We start from the raw sequence: 21,746 nt of genomic DNA on the forward strand, positions 1-21,746 counted from the left end.
AGGTATTATGAGAAAATTACAGTCTAATATGTAAAAAAGCCCGTCTCCAATTGGTACCAGAGGCACTGTTCGTGAGAGCAGGGCTTTCATCATTCAATCCCTAACCTCTTTCGTAGAAGCTCGTAAACAACTCGGCCAATAAGCATGCCCAGTACATTCAGGATCACATCATCCACGTCCATCGTGCCTGCGCCGAGCAGCATTTGGGACACTTCAAGAATGACCAGCGCGACCACCACTGTCAGCAGCAAGCTACCTAATCTGCGTAAGGGTACCCAAATGATAGGCAGAAGGATGCCAAACGGGACGAATATACCCATATTACCGAGCAAATTAACACCCCACACCCGGAAAGGAAAGGACTTCGCCGCCCTCAGATATCGCCCAATCGTATCCAATGGAACCATATTATACGAATATGGAGGACCCAGTCGTAATGTGCGTCCAAAACCAAGAAACATCCAGTATAATAACAGTCCCGTATATAAAATGAATACCACGAAGGCCATAGTACGAAGCAGACGGACGCTAGGCATCACTTGTTTCGAACATCAATCTGTCCATTGGCCCGTGCGATGATAACCTGGTCCGCCATGTTAATGAACAGTCCGTTATCAACCACACCCGGAATTTGATTCAATCGAATTTCCAGTTCTTGCGGGTTCTCAATGGTTCCGTAATGACAATCTGCAATATAATTGCCGTTATCCGTAAGAAAACGCTCACCGTCCTTCATGCGCCATTCAGCCTGGCAGCCTGTCTGCTGTAATGCCTCCAACGTCCATACACTGGCAAAAGGTACGACTTCGACTGGTAATGGAAATGCACCCAGCACCTTCACATCCTTGGACTCGTCCACAATAATAATTAGCCGGTTGCTGTTGCTTTCCACGATTTTCTCTCTCAGTAAAGCTCCGCCTCCGCCCTTCACCAGAACAAGCTGCTCATTCACCTCGTCCGCTCCGTCAATGGTTACGTCGAGTCGTCCAATCTGATCCAATGGAACGATGGGAATTCCCAGTTCTCTGGCCTGATCCTCCGAGGCTTGGGAAGTAGCTACGGCCTGTATATGTAAGCCTTGCGCCACACGCTCACCTATTTTTTGAATGGCCCAATAAGCCGTCGAGCCTGTGCCGAGTCCTACTTTCATGCCGTCCTGAATGGCTTCAACTGCTTTTTCAGCTGCTTTTTGCTTCAAATTCATGATCATCTCTCCCGCTTTATAGGCTAGTATAGTTCATCATTCATTTTATATGAAAACGTTTTATAAAGACACTGTCAGGTTCTAACCGTAACAAAGACTATTTTCATCCTCTTCCTATTCACCAAATCGTTCAATAAGCTCATATGCCTGCTTCGTGTAGAGAGCAATGGCTTCAGGTTGAGCAGCCCCTGTCTCCAGCTTGATTCTTACAGTGCCTCGTTTCCGGGCCTCACCTTCCAGAAAAACTAACAGACTGACGGCAATGCCTTGCCTGCGATAAGAAGAATCGACATAAAATCGTTTAAGCTCCATCTCTTCCGCATCTATAGGCCTAAGTCCGCCACAAACGCCCGGTTTTGCAGCCGAATACACAACAGCGAAAATCATTTCTTTAACTTTTGGACTGGAAAAATAAATTAAATAAACTCCATTATAAGGATACGATTCCAATAAACCCTTATCCATCCTTTAAATCATTCATGCGGATCTGCATGATTGCTTTCAACCTTTACAATTGTAAGCCTGGACATTCTCTTCATCCCTCTTCCTATGTCGTGGCTATTGACTCATTGTGCAAGGAATCCACAAAAACAGCGGCAAACCAAGCATTTTCAACACCTAATATGAAAAATGTCCCAAATTCATAAGTGCATTTGACTCTAATATAAAGTATGATGGTTTCTATTGGATACCTACTCGAAGCCAGAAATGAATTTGAATTTGAATTTCAAGTTGAAGCACAAAATGGAATTGCTTAAATTAACACAAGAATTACCTAGCAAAAATTAAATTTTAATTGAGCAAGGTATTCATTTCAAGGGCTTATCGTACGACATATATAGAGATACATAATTATCTAAAAAAAGACTAAATGCCTATTTTTAAAAAAATCAAGAGGTCTATCGCCTTAATTATTATGTTTGTAAGGAGAACTAAATTATCTCATTCGATAACCGGTTCAACACCATATACAAAATTACAACCAGGGAGTGAAGCATTTTGAAAAAGTGGAGTAGCTTATCTTTCTTCACCAAGAACTTATTATTATCTTTCTTCAACATCGTATTGATCGGGTTAGTCCTCATAGTATCCAGCTATTTGATCCAGCGTACGATTTTGATAGACCAGTTACATGGGCAAGTGGAAAAAATTACATTAAAGTGGGCTGAGGGCATTAATGTGAATGAAGTATCCCATGCCGTTCAGGAAAAAAGTTTTAATGGTCCCGTTCAGGCCAAACTCCGAGCTTACCTGGATAACATCACAGCGACGAACCCGAATATCTCTCATGCTTATATTTTCGGAACCGAGCTTGAAGATGGTAACAAGACCTCTATTGTAGCGATGCCTACCGATCTAAGAGAAGCATTCCAAAAAGATAAACTGGATGTCGGCAGTATGTACAAGCAACCCACTGTAGTCGCAGAAGGTGTAAGCAATATGCTGGATACCGGAAAACCGGCATTTACCAGTTTCTATGAAGACAGCTTTGGTACGTGGACAACCTTGACGTACCCGCTTAAAGATTCAAGCGGCAAAATCTTTGCATATTTTGCTTTCGATGCAAATGCAACCGCTGTACCTGCCGGGTTGACCAAGCTGCTGATCAGTGGTGCTATAATTCTGACTATCTTCCTGCTCATTTGCTTGGCGCTCCAATATTGGGTCGTGAAACGTACGCTATCCCCTATTAAACAACTGGTGTACGGTATCAGTGAAGTAAGCCGAGGAAATCTGGATGTTCAGATTCAAGCAGGTCAAGACGATCTGGGCGTAGTGAATAGCAACTTCAACGATATGGTAAGTCATATTAACAGCATTATGACCAAAGTGAAGCTGACAACTAATGAAGTGAATGAATCGGCGAAGGAATTGCTCGCGATCTGCGAACAAAACGGAATCAATTCGAACATCATTAATCAGAACATCAATGAAATTACGGAAAATATTCGTTCGCAGGAAAAAGCAACGGGCGATAGCGCACGTGCCATGGCTGAAATGGCCTCGGTTATTCAAAATATTGCCGCCAGTTCCGCCACCGTGGCAGAGGAAGTCAATTCGGTAGAGAAGGGTTCTAATGAAGGCAACGAAATCGTGGGCAAAGTTTCTTCACAAATGCATTTGATTACCGATACGGTTACGAATACATCCCGCATTATCAAGTTACTGGACGACCGTTCACAGGAAATTGGTAACATCATTGGTACGATTTCAGGCATTTCCAGCCAGACAAACCTGCTCGCCCTGAATGCTTCTATTGAAGCAGCGCGTGTCGGTGAAGAAGGTAAAGGCTTTGCCGTGGTTGCCAGCGAAGTACGCAAGCTGGCAGAACAAACAGCGGATGCAACGGAACTAATCACACCGCTGATTGAAGAGATCCAAAGCGGAATCGGACAGGCTGTGAAGTCGATGGAACAAGGCAACGTTGAGGCACAAAACGGAATCGTCGTAGCCGGACAAGCCGGTGAGCTGTTCAATAACATTCTTCAAGCAACCAAAAAAGTAGCATGGAAAATTCAAGAAGTATCCAGCGCTACCGAGGAAATATCCGCCGGTACACAGGAAATGACAGCGACAGCGGATGATCTTTCTTCCAACGTAAGCAAGACAGCAGGCAACAGTGTCCACATTGTGCAGACGGTTGAGGAACAAAAAGCTTCTCTGGATTCCATCATTGAATCGTCCCATAAGCTGTCATCCATGTCGGAAGAGCTTCAGGAAATTACTTCTTACTTTAAAACTGCGAACCCTAACCGCACCAAATCATAATTTTCATTTACCTACTTTAAAACTTATTTCATAAGTAAGTCGTTAGGTAGTGCCTCCCGCCTATTCATGCATTTGAAGGGATCGGATACATTTACTGACTTTAGCATTCATATTAAGACATCATCGTTTAGGAGGTTAACGTCATGGCTTCATTACTACAAAACAGTACACAAACAGCGCCCTCCCCATTCCTGGTTCCTTTGGATTTTGCACGTCTGCAACACGAGCATACATACTCTGCTTATCAGGTAGAGTTAGATCCATCCATCTCGAAGCTCTTGCATCAGCAAACGCCGGCGGAAGAACAACATGCCTTGCTTCTGTCTGTGTATGCAGCATGGCTGTACCGTCTGTCCGCAGAAGAAGAAGTCTCTTTCTCTACTTTGGTGCCTCAATCCGGTATACTCACGGCTTCGCTGACGATGGAAAAGAATACTACTTTCCACGAGCTGGCAGGCTTGTTTCAGGACATGCTCCACAAACCCCAGGCTTATCTGGCAGACCCGCAAGCTGATACCTCGTTTTCAGCAAATCTGCTGGCAGATGAAGGTACAGAGCCTCGTATCATGAACTGGGCTGTTAGCGAGAGCAACGGCACTTACCAAATACAGATTCGGTATGATGATTCACTTCTTCTGGAAACAACGGTTGTCCGGTATGCAGAATACTTCGAACTGCTACTGCGTGGCGCACTAACCAACAGCCATGCCCTTGTCAATTCGGTTGACATCTTATCCGAAGCAGATCGGGCTGCTCATGAAGCCTTAAATAATACAGTTGTGAAGTATCCTGAGCATCAGACTATTCATGGAATGTTCGAGGTAGCCGCTTCGCAGTATCCTGAGCGTCCGGCTATCGCTTCCCATGCCGGAGAGTATACGTACCGTGAGCTAAACGAACGCGCAAACCAAGTCGCACGTGTGCTGTTGTCCAAAGGTCTTGCCAAAGGCGAATTCGTGACCATTTTCATGGAACGAAGTCTAGAAACCGTCATTTCCCTGCTTGGTATTCTGAAAGCCGGGGGTGTATACGTACCTGTCGATCCAGCCCATCCAGCCGACCGTAGCAGCTACATCGTTGAGGACACGCGTTCTCCCTTCGTCCTCACCACTTCCGCGCTCGCCGGGCAAGCTGCTGAACTATGCGGCTCCATTGAGACGGTAAAAGAAATTCTGGCCATTAACGGGCCTCTGGCAGGATATGCCGCAAGCAATCCGAACGTTAACGTAGGACCGGATGATCTCGCTTATGTGATTTATACGTCCGGCTCGACAGGCAAGCCGAAAGGTGCCCTGATCGCTCACCGTGGCGTCGTTAACCTGGGGGCTGTCGTACAGCGCGATTGCGACATTACACCTCAGGATGTATTGACTCAATTCGCCACCTATAGCTTTGACGCTTCCGTTTGGGATACGATTGGAGCCTTGTTCTACGGTGCCAAGCTGTACCTGCTGTCCTCCGAAGAACGCGTGTCTGTTGAAGAATTCGCAGAAGCCATCGCACGCACAGGCACGACGATCATTACCATCTTGCCAACCGTGTTCTTTAATCAGCTGTCCACGTATTTGTCGGACGAGGGCTACCACAAATTGGCTAAGGTACGAATTGTCACCGTGGCAGGCGAGGCGCTGTACGGCTCACAAGTTCGGGCGTTCCAAAGCAAATTCGGTACAGATACAGACATCGTTAATGTGTATGGACCGACAGAGTGCACCGTAGCGACGACGACCCACCGGGTTCGTGGTGCTGTGCCTGAGCACGTCGTCAACATCCCGATCGGCAAGCCAATTTACAACTACAAAGTCTATATCGTCAACGATGATAACAAGCTATGCCCGATTAACATTCCGGGAGAAGTATGCATTGCTACGCCGGCACTGGCTCATGGCTACCTCCATCAGCCAGAACGGACGGCACAATCGTTCGTGGACAACCCATTTGTTCCGGGTGAAAAAATGTATCGCTCAGGCGATATCGCCAAGCTGCTGTCAGACGGTACGATTGAATACGTAAGCCGGAAGGATTCACAGCTCAAAATCCGGGGTAACCGGATCGAAATCGGAGAGATTGAAGATCATTTCTCCAAGCATCCGGGCGTTCAGGACGTGTCTGTCGTAGCTGTCAAGGATCACACGAATCAAAATATGCTGGTCGGCTATTACACCACTTCGGACGGACAGTCCATTCGGCAGGACGTGATTCAGTCTTATATTGCGGCCAAGCTGCCTTCCTATTTTGTGCCGAGCCATATTGTTCATCTGGAAGCCATGCCGATTTCACCGACTGGCAAGATTGACCGCAAAAAGCTGGCCCTGCTTCCGCTTCCCGAGGTATCCAACAGCTCCTACGGCGGAGAACCTCTCCGTGAAGGAACTGAAACGCTCATTGCCGAAGCATGGACACAGGTACTTGGCAAAACCAACATTGGCGCAACGGATGACTTCTTCTTGATCGGTGGCGACTCCCTTCGTGTCATTCATGTGCTGGCTATTTTGAAGCCACGTTATGGCGCGTTACGCATTGGAGACTTTTTCCGCTACAAAACCGTTCGTGAGCTTGCCGAATACGTGGAGCAACTGGGTACGAAACAAACGCCGCAACGCAAAGCACTAGCGGTTCCACAAGAAAAAACAGACCTGAATGAGTATCCTATCGAGCTGTCGGACACTGCGGGTGTAGCTGAATTGCGCGACATGAATGTTGTTTTATTGACCGGGGCTACGGGTTATCTCGGCTCGCACATTCTGTATGACCTGCTTCAACGGACAGAAGCCAAAGTGTACGCAATGGTACGCCCATCACAGGACGGGCCATCCGGCATCGAGCGTATTCAAGCTGTACTGGCAGGATATTTTGGACAAGATGCCCTCTCCGCCCTGATCGAAGGGCGGGTCGAAGCTGTGTACGGTGATCTGGAGCAGGCAGACCTTGGCCTCTCTGCCGCTGACCGCCATATGCTGAAGCATCATATTGACGGCATTATTCACAGCGCCGCTGACGTTCGCCATTTTGGTGATTCGGCTGCCTTTGACCGTACGAATGTAACCGGAACACTGGAACTGCTGAAAATTGCTCAGGCCAAGCCGGGTGTATCCTTCCATCATGTCTCAACCATGGGTATACCGGAGGATCTGGCGAATGAAGGACAATGGGAATCCGTATTGGAGCTGTCCTCCTTCCCGGACGAGCTACAGGTGGACAGCCTCTACACGAACAGTAAGCTCGCAGCGGAGAGGCTATTGTTCCAAGCGGCTCAGTCGGGCACACCTGTCTCTATCTATCGTGCAGGCAATCTGACGGCCCACTCGGCTAACGGACGCTTTCAGCGCAACATCGACAGCAACGCCTACTATCGGATGATGAAGGCCATGCTGCTGCTGGGCAAAGCACCACAGGCTGATTGGCATACGGACTTTACGCCGATTGACTATGCGAGCCGCGCCATTGTAGAGCTGTCCGTGCATCAAAAAAGCACGAACCGCATTTTCCATATCTGTAATCCGAACCCACTGCCGTATGATGAGCTGATCGCTATGGTCAACCAGCTTGGCTATGCAGTAGAAACGATGGCTTTTGACGATTACAGCGCTTGGCTGCTGAACCCCTCTTCCGGCATTCAGGAGGATGCGTTGTACCTTGCTATGGGTCAGCTGGAAGGGGACGGGGCCAAGGATTCCGCTTACCGATATGGCTGCCCTGTGACCGCCGCGCTACTAGATCAGGCTGGTGTTCAGTGCCCGGCAACCGATCTGGAGTTTATTCGAAATATGATCCAGCATGCGGTTGAGATCGGTTATTTCCCTATCGCGTCATCGGTATCCGCAAAAGCAACACAGAGGTAACAAAGTTGTGATATTTCCCCCGTGTGTATTAGATATGATAGACTATATTTTGCTGACAGATATCTGGTTTACATATCTGTACTTTTAGAATTTCTGCATGCGGGGGATGTCATCACATGAAACACGTCATATTCAAAAGAACGATGCTTATTATGAGCATGTTAGCTATTTTAGGGATTTTGGTGTACGAAGCACGCGCTACCTACCATCCACCCATTGCTAAAGGGACTCACCGTACACGTACGGCTAATGCAGATCGGCTAGTACGACATCTATTCTCTCTGACACCAACGCCGGATAAAGTATATTACCAAGACAAGGTTATTGTCCTGATGTATCATGAGGTAACCAAAACTCCACCCGATCCCGGCGCTCTCAAGCTCAGTAATTTGACGAAGCAACTGGATGAAATGAAAGCCAACGGCTTCCACTGGATCACGATGAAAGAATATACGGACTTTATTCTGCATAAAGCCAAGGTGCCCGATAATGCTGTACTTATGACCTTCGACGACGGCTATGAATCTTTTTATACAGACACCTTTCCCGTGTTGAAAAAGTACCGTGTACCAGCAACCAATTTTCTCATTACATCCACGATCAGTAATCCCAAGCACATCGGTATTCCGAAGCTGACGTGGGAGCAAATCCAGCACATGCATTCTGAAGGTGTTGATTTCTACAATCACACCAATGATCAGCACATGTATGGGTACGCAAATGTAGCACGCACCAAGGAAAAACCGCTTCTCATGGGTCCGGTATATTCGAAAAAACTGGGGCGTATGGAAACCGAGGACGAATTCAAGCAACGAGTTTACAACGATTTGGACACCGCCGACAAGAAGCTGTTCAAGCATCTTCACAATGATCGCAACGTCCTTGCCTTTCCGTATGGAGGATATACCAAGGAAACGCTGGAAATTTGCCGCGCCTTGGGCATTGACGTTACCTTCACAGTGAAGCGTGGCATTAACTCACCTGGACAAACGAATGGCTATCGCGTTAATGCAGGTGGGATACACAATATTCCGGAAGTATTGGTGCAATATATGAAGGAAGGCGCTCCGGAACGGCCGTTGCCTTTTGCCCAAGGTCCTAACAATGCATCCTAAACTTTGGAATAAAAAAGAACCTTTGAAACCATGTATATCGTGGTTTCAAAGGTTCTTTTGCTGATTTTTGAAGTTATGAGCTTATGATTAGGACCAGAGCCGAATGGCCGCAATAACAGCCAGATGCACTGGATAAAAGCTGCGCCACAACCAGCCCGGTACCCGTCTATAAAAGTTGCTTTCCCCGGATGCAAAACATGCGATAAGAATGGTGGACAGCAGGCTAAAATGCTGGAGATTCGCGTGATGCACCAAATCATACACGACGTTCAGCGCAAAATGCGCCACAACCATAATATAGGAACAGGTGTAGCGGTAAATGAGGACAAGCAGCAGCCCGTAGGCACCGTAATCCATCAGGCTAAGCTCCATGACCAGAGCTGTGAGCACATATAAGCCTGTTATAGCCGCCCAATTCTTCAATCGCGACGCAGCAGCCAGCACCAGCAACGAGATCAACAGCGTCCAGACCACGTTCGGCCTATACACATCAAACGCCAGTATATAAGGCACCTGAGAAATCAGGGCGATTCCGAGCAAGCGAAGCATATAGCTTCGCATATTCCGGGTGTGGGCATACCCCGTATACAGCGCATATGCATAGAGTGGAAAAGCAAGCCTGCCGGCAATTCTCCAGGCCGGATCAGCTGGGAAAAATACGAGTCCGACATGATCAATCAGCATGGTCAGCATGGCCAACCAGTACATATAAGGCCCCCTTTTTTCTTCTACGTCTTCTCTTCCGTCAAGCTCAAAATAGCGTTCATGATGTCCGTTTTGGTAACCCGACCCACCAATCTATGGGCTTGAATGAAGGAGGTCTCCATACACTGCTCGTCCATAACTGGAAGGCAATTGACCTGATGACGAACGAGCCTAGATATTGCCTCCAGTAGAGAATCCCCCGGAGTCAATGTCGTCATTTGTGCGCGTCGCGTCATTGCCATCGTTACCGGAACGGCGTGAAGATCGGTATGCCCCAGTGTCACCTTCAGCAGATCCTTGCGAGTGACAATTCCGATCAGCTCCTGATCCTCTCCCGTGACCATCAACGTGCCTGTATTTTGCTGAAACAACATCAGCACCGCATCGTAAGCCGTAGCGTCACCGGAAATTAAAATCGGATCACTGAGCACATCAGCTACGGTAAGCTTTTTGAGCATGGTGCCGATATGACTGTCATATTTAGGATAACGGCCCGGCAGATATCCCACCTTCGGCTTGGCGTCTACCAGACCGAGCATGACGAGCAAAGCAAGATCGGAACGGAGAGTCGGTCTCGTCAGCCCCAACTCCTCAGCGATTTTATCCCCCGTAACAGGCGCCAGGCGCTGGACAATATCAACAATTTCCCGCTGTCTGTCAGACAGTTGAATAATGATTACCTCCTTATAGAATGGGGTAGTATACATTATAATTAAAGACAGCTTGTTTTCAATTTTAAAATGTGTCACAATTAAGTATATAATACATACTAATTAAAAGTTTAACGTGTGCAATATGCCACCTTTTATTTAGCTTATGTACATGGCGTGTGATATGTATTATGAATTATACAACCCTGAGGAGGAAATCAAATGAAATTTTTCTTGGATACTGGTAACATTGAAGAAATCAAACGTATTGAACGTTTGGGTCTGGTTGATGGTGTAACTACGAACCCTTCGCTGATCGCTAAAGAAGGCCGGGTGTTCAAGGAAGTCATTCAGGAGATTTGCGGTATCGTTGAAGGCCCCGTAAGTGCTGAGGTCATTGGCTTGAAAGCCGAGGATATGCTCAAGGAAGCTTATGAGATTGCCAAATGGGCACCAAACGTTGTTATTAAGCTGCCTATGACTGAAGACGGTTTGTATGCTTGTAACGAACTGACCAAGAACGGGATTAAAACGAATGTAACGCTGATTTTCTCCGCGGCTCAAGGTTTGATGGCTGCCAAAGCTGGCGCTACTTTTATCAGCCCGTTCGTAGGACGTCTGGATGATATCGCCGTTGATGGTATGAAGCTGATTCGTGACCTGAGAAAGATTTTGGACATTTATGGTCTGAAAGCCGAAATCATTGCAGCCTCCATCCGTAACATCAAGCATGTGGAAGATGCTGCTCTATCTGGTGCGCATATTGCCACCATTCCTGGCTCCCTGCTCCCTTCCCTGTGGAAACACCCGCTGACTGACAGCGGTATTGAACGCTTCCTGAAGGACTGGGAAACTGTACCTAAAGCCTAATTCGCCCGAAACGGCAAAACTATATTGCTTTAAACCCGCACAGCCCGCATATTACGGGCTGTTCTTTTTGCGTCCGCATCATTTTCACTCCATAGCTCGCAAATCTGCCAGAGGCCGCATCAAGTTTCTCCAGCGTTCAGGCACATCCTCACCATGATCTACGTAAACCGATTTCAGATAGCTAGACATATAGTCAACCCGATCCTCTACCAGCAGGGCTGAGCAATATAGCGTCGAAATGAGCAATCATCGATACATTGCATACTCGTGTAAAATGATAAGGAGTTCCTGCTTTCCTACGCGCATAGTGACGCCTTCATGTATCTGCCTGCTCTTTGCTATGGCATAGGTTTTGGCGTAATGCAGCCAACTTTACAAACGTGGATGATTCAGGTCGTGTCACCCGAGCAGCGGGGCATGGCAAACGGTATGTTTCTGTACTCCCTCGATTTCGGGGCCGGAGCGCAAAGAGCACCCAACACCATGACTTCATGGAATCGGGTGCTCTTTGTTTTTAGATCGCTCTTACTTTGCCGGGGTTTTGCGTCTCAACTTGGAAGAGAGCGGATTTTCCCTGGATACGTCTGTCTGCCCCTCAGTCATGTTTGTACGTTCACCGGATTTTTCTGAGGGTTCATCTTGCTTCGGTTTGACCGCAAACAGCATGAGCAGAGCCGCAATTCCGCCCACTCCGACCATCACGCCAAAAAGCAAACCATGTCCACTGCTTCCGATCAGCAAGGATACAACCGGAGGACCTAGTGACACCCCAACAAAGCGCATACTGCTGTACAGGCTGGTAATCGTTCCGCGCTCCTCTTTTTCAATCCCTTTCGTAATCAGGGCATCTAAACAAGGAAGTGCCAGTCCAATTCCGGCTCCCCCCAATGTAAACAGTCCGATCATCGCATAAATATGTTGAAAAAATCCGAGAATGCCCAAGCTGATCGTCAATACGGCTAATCCGCCAAAACCGATCCATTTCATCCGTTTTTTGTGCTTACCGATGATCTTTCCTCCGATAAAAGAGCACAGACATAGAGAAACCAGCGGAATTGCCAACACGAACCCTTTCCAGACCCCGCGAAGGTTATAACGACTTTCCAGTATGTCAGATAAGTAGAACAGGACGCCAAAAATGACAAACATGCAAATGCCACCCACGGCGAAAATAGCATATAGCCAGCGTCCTTTTTCAGCAAGCACCTGCTTCACATTTCCCACAAACTCCCGAAACGTAACCGGTTGGTTCTTACGTTTGGGCGCATGAATCAGCCAAAGCACCAAAATGAGCGAAATCATACAGAGGCCCGGAATCACTGCCAATGGCAAAAACCAAAGGACTGCTCCCAATGCCGCACCCAGTATCGGACTTAGCACTTTGCCGAATGTATTGTATGTCTCAACTACACCCAGATTTTTGCTGGCTTCTTCCTCGTTCTCATACAAATCTCCCACGAGCGGAATGACAATGGGAAAAGCTCCCGCCGCTCCGACCCCCTGAAGCAACCGTCCCCCAATAATGGTCCAGTACGCCGCCTGATCATGAAGCAGCCATGCCCCCACCGCAGAAATTCCCCCGCCAATCACCGTCATGATTAAACAGGGTACAATCACCGCCTTGCGACCAAATCGGTCGGAGAGATAGCCCGCGATTGGAATTAGCAAAATGGCAACTACCGCATATACCGTAATCAACATGCTAACGCGAAAGGAACTGACATGTAGCTTACGTCCGATTTCCGGCAAAACAGGAATCAGCATAGAATTGCCCAGCGTCATCATCAGCGGGATGGAACCTAATGCAAGCAGGTTTCCTTTATTTTGTTGCATCCCGTTACCACCTTTGCAAAAGTAATAACCAGCTGTTCAAAATGGTTCAACAGTTGTTATTGTGTTTGCATTGGTGTGAATTTATACAACTATACCTTAAATTCTCCAACCCTTGCATTCAGCAATTTCGACATTTCTGCCAGCGTATGAATGGATGACGAGATATCCTCTATGGAAGCCAGCTGCTCCTCAGCGGCTGCGCTGACGCTCTGGGTTCCACCTGCGGACTGTTCCGCTACTTCACGGATACGCTCCACGGCTTCCACCATTTGCCCTGATCCGGTAGACATCTGTTCCACAGACTGATTTACACTGTGAACCTGTTCGCTGACCTGCTGAATGGAGCAGCCAATCTGGCGAAATGCCGTTTCAGCCGATTCCATAATCTTCACTCCTGACTGCACTTCAACTGTTCCGGCTTGCATCGTTGATGCGACATTACCCACATGGTCCTGAATATGCTGCACAAATTGTGTATTTTCCGCTGCTGAAACGGATACCTGATCAGACAGCCTTCTTACCTCAGATGCTACGACAGCAAATCCCCTGCCCTGTTCCCCTGCTCTGGCGGCTTCAATCGACGCGTTAAGCGCCAGCATCCCTGTCTGCTTGGCAATACCAGTAATGACAGAACCGATCATTCCAATCTGTTCAGCCTGTTCACTGAGCAGATGCACAGCACGAGCAGAGCTATCTACACTTTTGCTTACCTTTTCCATCTGCCGCATCGCCTGACCGATGGATTGCTCCCCTGCTTCCGCATCTCTGGCAGCCGTATCAGACAGCTCATATACCTGCTGGCTCGTCACCGCAATATGGTTGAGTCCCTCAGCAAGCTCCTTCACTGTATCGATGGTGCGTGTAATATCATCGACCTGATGCTCCATACCTGCTGCAAGTTCTTCCATCACACCGGAAGTATGACGATTAGCCTGATTCATTTCTTCAGTGCTCAGGCTTACCCGCTCGGCCGTCACAGATAACGTACGAGCCGTATCCTGAGCATCCACAATAATATTGCGAAAGCCCGCGATCAGCTTGTTGTACGAGCTGGCAATCATGCCAATTTCGTCTTTGGACGTAATATCGAGTCGGCTGTGCAAATCTCCTGAGCCCTCGGACATCTCCAGCAACTGTTCATTCATATGGTGCAACGGTCGGATCGAACGAATCAAAATGACCGATTGTGCAATACTGTAAATGATGATCAGACAGCCCACAATGCTCGTAATCCAGGTTGTGTTCGTCATGGTTTGGTGCGCATGCTGTATTTTCGCCTCTACCATGTCCTCCTGAGCTTTGACGAACGCCATCATTTTCACATCAAGCTGCTTTCGTTGAACCCGTTCATTTTCAAACATATCGAGTAAATCCGAAAACGGTGGAAACATGTCCTTCGTACTTCGGTAACCCGCTGTATTCAGTAAGCCATGGACACGGTTAAAATAGGTATTGATTCCCGTTTTCAGGTCATCCATCTTTTTCTTCGAATCCCCATTATCTGCATCAAGCAAAGCTTCCGTTTCCTGTAGCAGCTTCACGATTTCGCTCTGCTTGTTTTCGAACTCTTTTCCATACTGTTCGTCCCGGGTCAGCAAATATCCACGCTCGTCATTGGATATCCCGTTCAACAAAAACTGAAGAGACTTTGAATTATATACAATGGTCTCCTCACGATTCATAATATCCTTATACTCGTTCTCATTGTGCACACTCAGAATGTAATTTGTCAGCAGCATAGCTGCAATGACACCCGGAATAAGCAGCGCACTAAGAATCATTTTGGCCTTGATCGTTAAATTCATGAATCGGTCCCCCAGTTATGTCTGAATATAATGTCAACTTACTATATATCGTTTAATTTAGAGAAGTTTTGACCGAAACGAGAAAAGTGTATAGATTTTTCAATGTAATTGTGACAATGTGGTGAATTAATATGTAATGATATACTATTTACTTATGTACTATAAATGTCAAGGAGGGACTTACTTGAGTAGTCTGGAACTTACACCGCTTGTTCGCGGGCTTACCGAGCTGGAAATTCGTAGCTGCCTGATCGTTCAGCAGGAGAACATGATACTGGAATACTACCGTGAACCTCAATTCGCGAATGAACTCTATAAAATAAATTCCTGCACCAAAAGCGTGATTGCCGCATTAGCCAGCATGGCGATGGATCAGCAAATCGTACCGCAACCAGACACGCCTATCCTCGAATTTTTCCCCCAGATTGCCGAGGACAGTGATATACGAAAACGTGATATTACGATTGCACATCTGTTAACGATGTCCGCGGGCTTTAACTGGACTGAATTTGGCGGGCAAAATTCATTTCCAACGATGAGCCGAACATCAGACTGGGTGCAATTTGTGCTGTCGCAACCGCTGGCTGATGTACCAGGTACGCGAATGGAGTACAACTCCGGCTGCTCTCAGCTTTTGGCTACCATTTTGCGTCATGCTTCTGGACAAGCGGTAGCTGAATTTGCCGAGCAGCAGTTATTCCAACCGCTGGGTATCGAAAACTACCACTGGGAAACCGATCCTCAGGGTACTCATACTGGAGGATTTGGGCTGCATCTTAAACCCATGGATATGCTCCAATTTGGCCTGCTTTATCTGCACGAAGGAAGTCGGGAAGGTCGTCAGTTCATCCAGGTGGAGACAGTCCGACAGTCCACCCGTGCGCTCCTTCCAGCGGCCAAACCACAAAAAGCCTTTTACGGCTGGCACTGGTGGGCTTCTTCCTTTTCAGACGAAACGGAGAAAAGCACTGAAACGGATTATTATTACGCGCTCGGCTTTGGCGGTCAATACATTGTTGTCGTCCCATCTTATGACATGGTGGTTGTCGTTACTGCTGACAAATTCAAAAAGAAGCGGACTCCTGTGGATATATTCAGGCAGTACATCGTACCGATGCTTGTTCAGCAAGGGGAACTGGCAATTCCAAAGCAGAAAAAGGGCCTGCCCGCTTGACTTCTGCCATCCTCGACTTGAATAGCCTCGTGACTCCCTCTCAGTACCAGTGACCATGGTTTAACCGCACCCTCAGCCTTCACCGTAATCACTCAATGATGGCAAAAAGGCAAAAGGCGAACTCCAAGCTGAATATGAACAGCACAGAAATTCGCCTTCTTTTAAATTGGTATTAATGTTATTTTTCCATCTGTAGTATTTCTGACTCATAGGACTGAAAGGCATTTTCCATCCCCATGACCACATCTTTAATCTTCATATATCCCTTGGTGTACGGCTCCGAGTCACGAATTTCTTCCCACATATAGTGGTATTGTCTCATATCCTCCGTTTCGCATACGACGAAATCGGTGTAATCCTTGCCGGGAAGCGCCTCTGCATCAAAAAAACGAACTTGAACATGCTCGCTATATTTTTGAATGCTCTCCTGCAAGGACCCCGCATGTTTTCGACGCTCTTCCCGAGGCAAAGCCAACCAGGAAGGATAAAATTCCAATAATACAATCATCATATAACGCATATGCCTATCCCCTTTTTTATAAAGCTCGAATGACTAACGTTATTGTACTCTGCTTGTCCCCCAAGCTGCATTAACCTATGTTAATGCGGATCGCTGCGGAGCAATCGGCTAAGCGAAACGGGGGATACACCGATGTACGAAGCAATATGATATTGGGCAATTCGTTTGTCCAATCCGGGATATTTGAGAAGAAAGGCATGGTAACGTTCCTTGGCGGAGAGATACAATAGTTCGCGTTCCCGCTCCTCTTTTCGAATATATAGTCTCTCTACACTCTTGCGCACGAATCTTTCCCACATATGGCTTGTATCCATAAGCTCCTTCAGTACATCATAAGGGATTTCAATGACTACCGAATCCTCCATAGCCTCAATGGTAAAAGTCGACGGTTGCCCTTGAACCATAGCCCCGTAAGAGGTTACGTAATCATCTGCTGGCGAAAAGCCAACATTATACTCCCTGCCATCTGCCAAAGTGTAAAATAAACGGAATAATCCCTCTGAGCAAAAATAGGCATAATTCACGGGTCCACCCGTTTCGATCAGATACGTACCCTGCTGCACATGCTTCACATGGGTTCGTTCTACAAATCTGTTCCAATCCTGCTCTACAATCGAGGCTTGATAAGCCACCTTCTCTAATGAACGATAATACTGATGCATATGCTCATTGCTCCCCGGAATTCTAATAGAAGGAAACTTTTTTTGTTATTAAATGTAAAAAACAGGGGCTATCCCTCCAGTCTTTACAGACCTTGTAGGATACCCCCCCCCTTTCAAAAAAACACATATCGTAGTTACGCCCGTATGGGCAAAGTATCTTGTCAGGCTTCCGCAGCATCTTCTTCCACGAAGAGCGATACCTTGCGGATACCGTCTGCTCCGATCACAACAAGTCCCTGATCCGACAGGCGGATTTCAGGGATGACGACCAGCGCCAGCAGTGACAATGTCATCAGCGCGTTGTTCAGCACACAGCCGGATTGCTGAAGTGCCCGACTGATGCTCTCGGACTGCGCAGCCACCTCTGCAAACGGCGCAGGAGACATCAGCCCGGCGATAGGCAGCGGGAAGCGCGTCTCGCCCGAGGCGGACACGACCACCACGCCGCCGCGCATAGCCACGGCCTGCTTCGCCGCCTGGGTCATAAGCTCGTCATCGTTACCAATGACGAGCAGATTGTGGCTGTCATGCGCCACGGTCATGGCAATGGCGGCAGGCTCGGTGAAACCGACGCCTGTCACGAGTGCCACCGCGTGGCTGCCACTGCCATGATGCCGCTCGAAGACGGCTATTTTGCACAGATCCTGCGCTGGATCTGCCGTGACCTCACCATTGCGGACCGGAACGGTCATCTGCACTTCCTTCGTGTCCACATGATTTTCCGTGACACGAATCACTCGTACAGGTACGTTCCCCTCCTGTACTGGAGCCGCAATGCGGAAATCCGCAGCACTCAGGTCGCGTCCCAGACGGACCGTGTCCATCACTTCCGCAGGATAAGCGAAGCCTTCCCAATCGGTGACCATTTGCCCATGCTCGGCCACCAACTGCCCCGCCGCAATCGTAGCGGTCACGTTCACTTCGGCCAGACGGCCATCGAGTAAAATAATATCGGCAATCGCGCCCGGAATAATCGAGCCGATATCCCGTGCTACGCCGAAGCGCTCTGCCGTATTCAGCGTAGCCATCTGAAACGCGGTCACGGGCTTGACGCCCTGAGCAATGGCATGACGGACGACGAAGTCCATCTGCCCCTCATGGAGCAAGGATTCCGCGCTGCGGTCATCCGTCACCAGCATCATGCGGCGGGTGTCGAGGCCCATTTCCGTGCTGGCACGGATGGTCTCGGCCACATCATGCCATGCGGAGCCTTGCCGCATTTTGGCGTACATGCCGAGCCGGATACGCTCGGCTACATCCTCGGGCGTGACACATTCGTGGTCGCCCGTAATCCCTGCGGCTGCATATACCGGCAGCCGCCAATCGTCGGAGGCCCATGTAAAATGGCCGTCCGCCACCTTGCCCGCGCGCAGCGTGGCCTGAATTTCCCCGATCATCACATCGTCTCCATAGACGACGCCCGGGAAATTCATGACTTCGCCCAGCCCGATCATATCCGGGCCCCAGCGTAAGGCTTCCGCGACTTCCGCCGGGCCGAAGGAGGCCCCTGTCGTTTCCAGCTCCGGCCCTGTGGACGGAACACAAGATGCCACCTGCATGTAGGCAGCCAGCGGCGTCGTGCGTGCTTCATCGAGCATCAGGCGAAGCCCTTTCAGACCAAGTACATTGGAAATTTCATGCGGGTCAAAGAAACCACCAGTCACGCCGAGCGGCAGCACCGCTTTTGCAAACTCCGTTACGGTAAGCTGCGTGCTTTCGATGTGACAGTGTCCGTCCAGTAATTCCGATGCCATATAGCGGCTTTCCGCTTCAATGATCACGGTGTCTTCTCTGATGATATGGCTAACGTCCCGACCGACGTATGCGATACGGGAGCCCTGCACAGCAATATACATTCCCAGTAATCATTCGAACAATACCACATCGACCAGCGTTCCTCCGCGGATAACCAGCGATGCCTTGCGTTCCCCCTAGCTGTAGCTACCCGCTCGGGTACACAGTCCGGTCAGCGGCGGGCGTTGAAATATACTCTTCATGTCCATTACGTTTTGGAGCCTCCGTTTATGCTTCTTACCTGTTTTGATTATTTGCTTATGTTACTGGAATACACACAATTATGCCAGTCTTACAGAACAGGATCACTTTCTTCCACTTTACGGGTATACGTATCCGATTCCTGCGAACTCACGAACGGTGTAATTTCGCCTATTGTATAGATGTGCAGCAAATGCATGGCCCGCGTACATGCGGTGTAGAACAACTTGCGCTCACTTTCACGCTGGTATTGCTCCGCTGATCCGTCATAGATCAGGACCGCATCGAATTCCACGCCTTTTGCCAGGTAAGCCGGAATGATATGAATTCCCTTTTCAAAAGCCGGAGTTGTCTTCTTGATTAGCCTTGGCTTCACGGGCATCTCTTCTTCGAGCGCTTCGTAGACTGCCGCACTTTCTTCGGCATTTTTGCAGATCACCGCCACGGACTCATAGCCTTCTGCCAGCAATTCCGAGATGTTCTGGACGATCAGACGATGCAGCATTTCACGCGAACGTACCTCCGTAACACGAGGCTTCTCACCCTTGCGGTTAAACGGTACAATATGCTCGCCTCCAGCCACCATTCCCCGGGTAAACTCCACAATTTCCTGTGTCGAGCGATAGCTGCGTGTCAGGGAAATCATCTCAGTCTGTTCCGCTCCATACAGCTCATAGAGAGGCTTCGCATCCTGAAGCACTGAGGCATGCGCATAGATCGCCTGATTAAAATCGCCCAGCGCGGTCATTTTGGCCTGTGGAAACAAACGTTTGAAAAAAGCCAGTTGAAAGGGTGAATAGTCCTGTGCTTCATCAATAAACACATGACGGATATGGCTATTGGAACGGAAACCCAACATCAGCTCACGCAGATACAAAAAAGGGGTTACGTCCTCATACGCCAACTCCCCGGCCTGCATCCGTTCCAGCGTTTGACGACTGATTTCGCTCCAGCTATCAGGCAGCTCGGCGTGATCGGCCAGTTGGCTCAGCAACGTCTCATTCAGGAACAGCTCACCATATAAGCGGGTCGTGTCCACAAAACGAAGCGCTTTGATCCATTTGCGCAACGGCTTCAAGCGGTCACTGACCACCATTCGCGCCAATATTTCCCGTTCACGTGTAAAATCGTCGAAGGTATCGCCCTTATTCTTGGATTTACGTCGCATGCGATTATAAGCACGCTGGTAATCCTCCGGCTCCATCAGATCCATCTGCTGATCCACCCATGGAGCAGAGCATTCTTCTTTACCGAAACGGGCCAGCTCCTTGAGCATCCAGTCCCGTAGGAACTCCAGTCGATTTGCCAGCGGCACCGAGGAGTCGAACCCATAAAACTTGCGCACCATTTCCTCCAATGGAACCACCTCGCGCCCTTGGAACCGGATCGGCTTAAAACGCATACCCTCCTGCTCCAAATACCCCTTATATCCGATAATGGCTTGCAAAAACGTCTTGGACGACTTAAAGCGGATACCTTCCATTCTGGCCTCATACCCCGTCTGCGACGATGCCGAAAGTACATATTCCAGCTGCTCAAAAGGGTCTTCCAATTGAAACTCCCGGCCCAATCGGCGCTCCAAATACTCCTGAAGCGTCGCCTGGAGCATGTTTTCCTCACCCAATTCAGGCAGCACCGTCGAAACATAGCTGTTAAACATCGGATTGGGCGAAAATAGCACCACCTGATCCGCGCGTAAGCGGTCACGGTACTTATACAGCAAATACGCTACTCTCTGAAGCGCAGCAGATGTTTTACCACTTCCTGCCGCCCCCTGCACGATGAGCATACGGCTTCGATCATCACGAATGATGCGATTCTGCTCCCTTTGAATGGTTGCCACTATACTTTTCATCTGAGCATTCGAGCTACGACTCAGCACCGCCTGAAGCAGTTCGTCCCCAATCGTTACCCCTGTATCGAACATGAAACGAATCTGTCCATCGCGGATCGAGAATTGGCGCTTAAGCGTCAGTTCTCCTTTCATTTCGCCTGCCGGCGTCTTATAGGAAGCGGGACCCGGCATATTATCGTAATAGAGATTGGAAATAGGCGCACGCCAGTCGTAGACCAGAAATTCCTCGTCCTGATTATCCAGCAGGGAGGCGATCCCCAGATAAACACGCTCTGCGGGCTGCCCTTCTTCAGCAAAATCAATACGTGCAAAATACGGTGATTCCAGCAGCTTTTTCAAACGACCTAGCGCCTCTGTAGAATGCTTGTGCCTGCGCTCCCGCTCCGACAATATTTCAGATTGCTGACGTAAACTGGTGGATGTCTCTCCCACATCATCCGCCTCACTGAAATTAATCGTTACCTCATCCCAAAAGTCTTTACGCATATCTACGACATCTCCGCGTACAGAGCCAACCTCCGTCTCCAGCTTCCGAATACGCCCGCTAATGACAGCAGTCACGTCCTCTACTCTCCGTTGTTCCTCGTTCCATTGCTGCTCAGTAGTCACTGACATCACTCCTGTTCCGTTTCCTCCTGCTCCACCGCAGGGCTAAACTATGCTCTATTATGGACCTGGGCATACCCATGGTATCCCTCTGATCCGGGGGAATTGACTTAAACTTTGAAACATGCTATAATGCAATAA

At 48.6% G+C, this 21,746-nt stretch carries 14 protein-coding genes and 3 pseudogenes; 6 read left to right on the forward strand and 11 right to left on the reverse strand.

The features are described 5' to 3' along the window. Positions 1-89 precede the first annotated feature (89 nt). From ACWGOO_RS01120 to ACWGOO_RS01130, 3 genes and pseudogenes are all read right to left on the reverse strand, one after another. On the reverse strand, positions 90-536 hold the full coding sequence (locus tag ACWGOO_RS01120) for a VanZ family protein (protein WP_452480765.1): 447 nt from the start codon (positions 534-536) through the stop codon (positions 90-92). Further along, entirely contained in the window at positions 536-1,204 is a 669-nt protein-coding gene (gene rpiA / locus ACWGOO_RS01125; RefSeq protein WP_452480767.1) for a ribose-5-phosphate isomerase RpiA, read from the reverse strand. The genes ACWGOO_RS01120 and rpiA overlap by 1 nt, the downstream gene beginning before the upstream one ends. A 114-nt stretch (positions 1,205-1,318) precedes the next feature. Beyond that, positions 1,319-1,734: pseudogene (locus tag ACWGOO_RS01130) on the reverse strand (GNAT family N-acetyltransferase). A gap of 469 nt (positions 1,735-2,203) precedes the next feature. Here ACWGOO_RS01130 and ACWGOO_RS01135 point away from each other — a divergent pair. The 3 genes from ACWGOO_RS01135 to ACWGOO_RS01145 all read left to right on the forward strand — a co-directional run bounded on the left by ACWGOO_RS01135 (position 2,204) and on the right by ACWGOO_RS01145 (position 8,930). Continuing rightward, positions 2,204-3,973, forward strand: coding sequence for a methyl-accepting chemotaxis protein (locus ACWGOO_RS01135; protein WP_452480769.1), 1,770 nt, complete (start codon positions 2,204-2,206; stop codon positions 3,971-3,973). Between the two features lie 143 nt (positions 3,974-4,116). Then, positions 4,117-7,815: a non-ribosomal peptide synthetase family protein gene (locus ACWGOO_RS01140; protein ID WP_452480771.1), complete on the forward strand. Its 3,699-nt coding sequence runs from the start codon at positions 4,117-4,119 to the stop codon at positions 7,813-7,815. Positions 7,816-7,931: 116 nt separating this feature from the next. Further along, complete coding sequence (locus tag ACWGOO_RS01145; RefSeq protein WP_452480773.1) at positions 7,932-8,930, forward strand: polysaccharide deacetylase family protein; 999 nt, start codon at positions 7,932-7,934, stop codon at positions 8,928-8,930. Positions 8,931-9,017: 87 nt separating this feature from the next. Here the strand turns inward: ACWGOO_RS01145 and ACWGOO_RS01150 are convergent, their stop codons facing one another. Beyond that, entirely contained in the window at positions 9,018-9,638 is a 621-nt protein-coding gene (locus ACWGOO_RS01150; protein ID WP_452480775.1) for a TraX family protein, read from the reverse strand. A gap of 20 nt (positions 9,639-9,658) precedes the next feature. Continuing rightward, positions 9,659-10,342, reverse strand: coding sequence for a CBS domain-containing protein (locus ACWGOO_RS01155; protein WP_452480777.1), 684 nt, complete (start codon positions 10,340-10,342; stop codon positions 9,659-9,661). 165 nt (positions 10,343-10,507) lie between these two features. Here ACWGOO_RS01155 and fsa point away from each other — a divergent pair, with 165 nt between their 5' ends. Then, positions 10,508-11,155, forward strand: coding sequence for a fructose-6-phosphate aldolase (gene fsa / locus ACWGOO_RS01160; protein ID WP_354452659.1), 648 nt, complete (start codon positions 10,508-10,510; stop codon positions 11,153-11,155). Between the two features lie 288 nt (positions 11,156-11,443). Continuing rightward, a pseudogene (locus tag ACWGOO_RS01165) lies at positions 11,444-11,620 on the forward strand (MFS transporter); the annotation flags it as partial. Between the two features lie 60 nt (positions 11,621-11,680). Here ACWGOO_RS01165 and ACWGOO_RS01170 read toward each other — a convergent pair. After that, complete coding sequence (locus ACWGOO_RS01170; RefSeq protein WP_452480780.1) at positions 11,681-12,988, reverse strand: MFS transporter; 1,308 nt, start codon at positions 12,986-12,988, stop codon at positions 11,681-11,683. A gap of 89 nt (positions 12,989-13,077) precedes the next feature. Continuing rightward, on the reverse strand, positions 13,078-14,793 hold the full coding sequence (locus ACWGOO_RS01175; RefSeq protein WP_452480782.1) for a methyl-accepting chemotaxis protein: 1,716 nt from the start codon (positions 14,791-14,793) through the stop codon (positions 13,078-13,080). 184 nt (positions 14,794-14,977) lie between these two features. Between ACWGOO_RS01175 and ACWGOO_RS01180 the strand changes: the two genes are divergently transcribed. After that, on the forward strand, positions 14,978-15,967 hold the full coding sequence (locus ACWGOO_RS01180) for a serine hydrolase domain-containing protein (protein WP_452480784.1): 990 nt from the start codon (positions 14,978-14,980) through the stop codon (positions 15,965-15,967). 178 nt (positions 15,968-16,145) lie between these two features. Here ACWGOO_RS01180 and ACWGOO_RS01185 read toward each other — a convergent pair whose 3' ends face one another. From ACWGOO_RS01185 to helD, 4 genes and pseudogenes are all read right to left on the reverse strand, one after another. Further along, a complete protein-coding gene (locus ACWGOO_RS01185; RefSeq protein WP_342417431.1) occupies positions 16,146-16,487 on the reverse strand; it encodes a darcynin family protein in 342 nt (113 codons plus the stop codon). An 80-nt stretch (positions 16,488-16,567) separates the two neighbouring features. Next, complete coding sequence (locus tag ACWGOO_RS01190; RefSeq protein ID WP_452480786.1) at positions 16,568-17,149, reverse strand: Crp/Fnr family transcriptional regulator; 582 nt, start codon at positions 17,147-17,149, stop codon at positions 16,568-16,570. A gap of 161 nt (positions 17,150-17,310) precedes the next feature. Then, a pseudogene (locus ACWGOO_RS01195) lies at positions 17,311-19,152 on the reverse strand (adenine deaminase). Between the two features lie 83 nt (positions 19,153-19,235). Continuing rightward, the gene (gene helD, locus ACWGOO_RS01200; protein ID WP_452480788.1) at positions 19,236-21,614 is read right to left on the reverse strand and encodes an RNA polymerase recycling motor HelD; all 2,379 of its coding nucleotides are present in this window, start codon (positions 21,612-21,614) and stop codon (positions 19,236-19,238) included. Positions 21,615-21,746: the final 132 nt, after the last annotated feature.

Source organism: Paenibacillus sp. NPDC055715 (assembly GCF_053617595.1).

Bases quoted from the DNA above. Each gene is read 5' to 3' on its own strand.
- ACWGOO_RS01170 (WP_452480780.1), bottom strand. From the start codon at position 12,988: ATGCAACAAAATAAAGGAAACCTGCTTGCATTAGGTTCCATCCCGCTG.
- ACWGOO_RS01185 (WP_342417431.1), bottom strand. From the start codon at position 16,487: ATGCGTTATATGATGATTGTATTATTGGAATTTTATCCTTCCTGGTTG.
- ACWGOO_RS01145 (WP_452480773.1), top strand. From the start codon at position 7,932: ATGAAACACGTCATATTCAAAAGAACGATGCTTATTATGAGCATGTTA.
- ACWGOO_RS01150 (WP_452480775.1), bottom strand. From the start codon at position 9,638: ATGTACTGGTTGGCCATGCTGACCATGCTGATTGATCATGTCGGACTC.
- ACWGOO_RS01120 (WP_452480765.1), bottom strand. From the start codon at position 536: ATGCCTAGCGTCCGTCTGCTTCGTACTATGGCCTTCGTGGTATTCATT.
- ACWGOO_RS01140 (WP_452480771.1), top strand. From the start codon at position 4,117: ATGGCTTCATTACTACAAAACAGTACACAAACAGCGCCCTCCCCATTC.
- ACWGOO_RS01190 (WP_452480786.1), bottom strand. From the start codon at position 17,149: ATGCATCAGTATTATCGTTCATTAGAGAAGGTGGCTTATCAAGCCTCG.
- fsa (WP_354452659.1), top strand. From the start codon at position 10,508: ATGAAATTTTTCTTGGATACTGGTAACATTGAAGAAATCAAACGTATT.
- ACWGOO_RS01155 (WP_452480777.1), bottom strand. From the start codon at position 10,342: ATGTATACTACCCCATTCTATAAGGAGGTAATCATTATTCAACTGTCT.
- helD (WP_452480788.1), bottom strand. From the start codon at position 21,614: ATGTCAGTGACTACTGAGCAGCAATGGAACGAGGAACAACGGAGAGTA.
- ACWGOO_RS01175 (WP_452480782.1), bottom strand. From the start codon at position 14,793: ATGAATTTAACGATCAAGGCCAAAATGATTCTTAGTGCGCTGCTTATT.
- rpiA (WP_452480767.1), bottom strand. From the start codon at position 1,204: ATGAATTTGAAGCAAAAAGCAGCTGAAAAAGCAGTTGAAGCCATTCAG.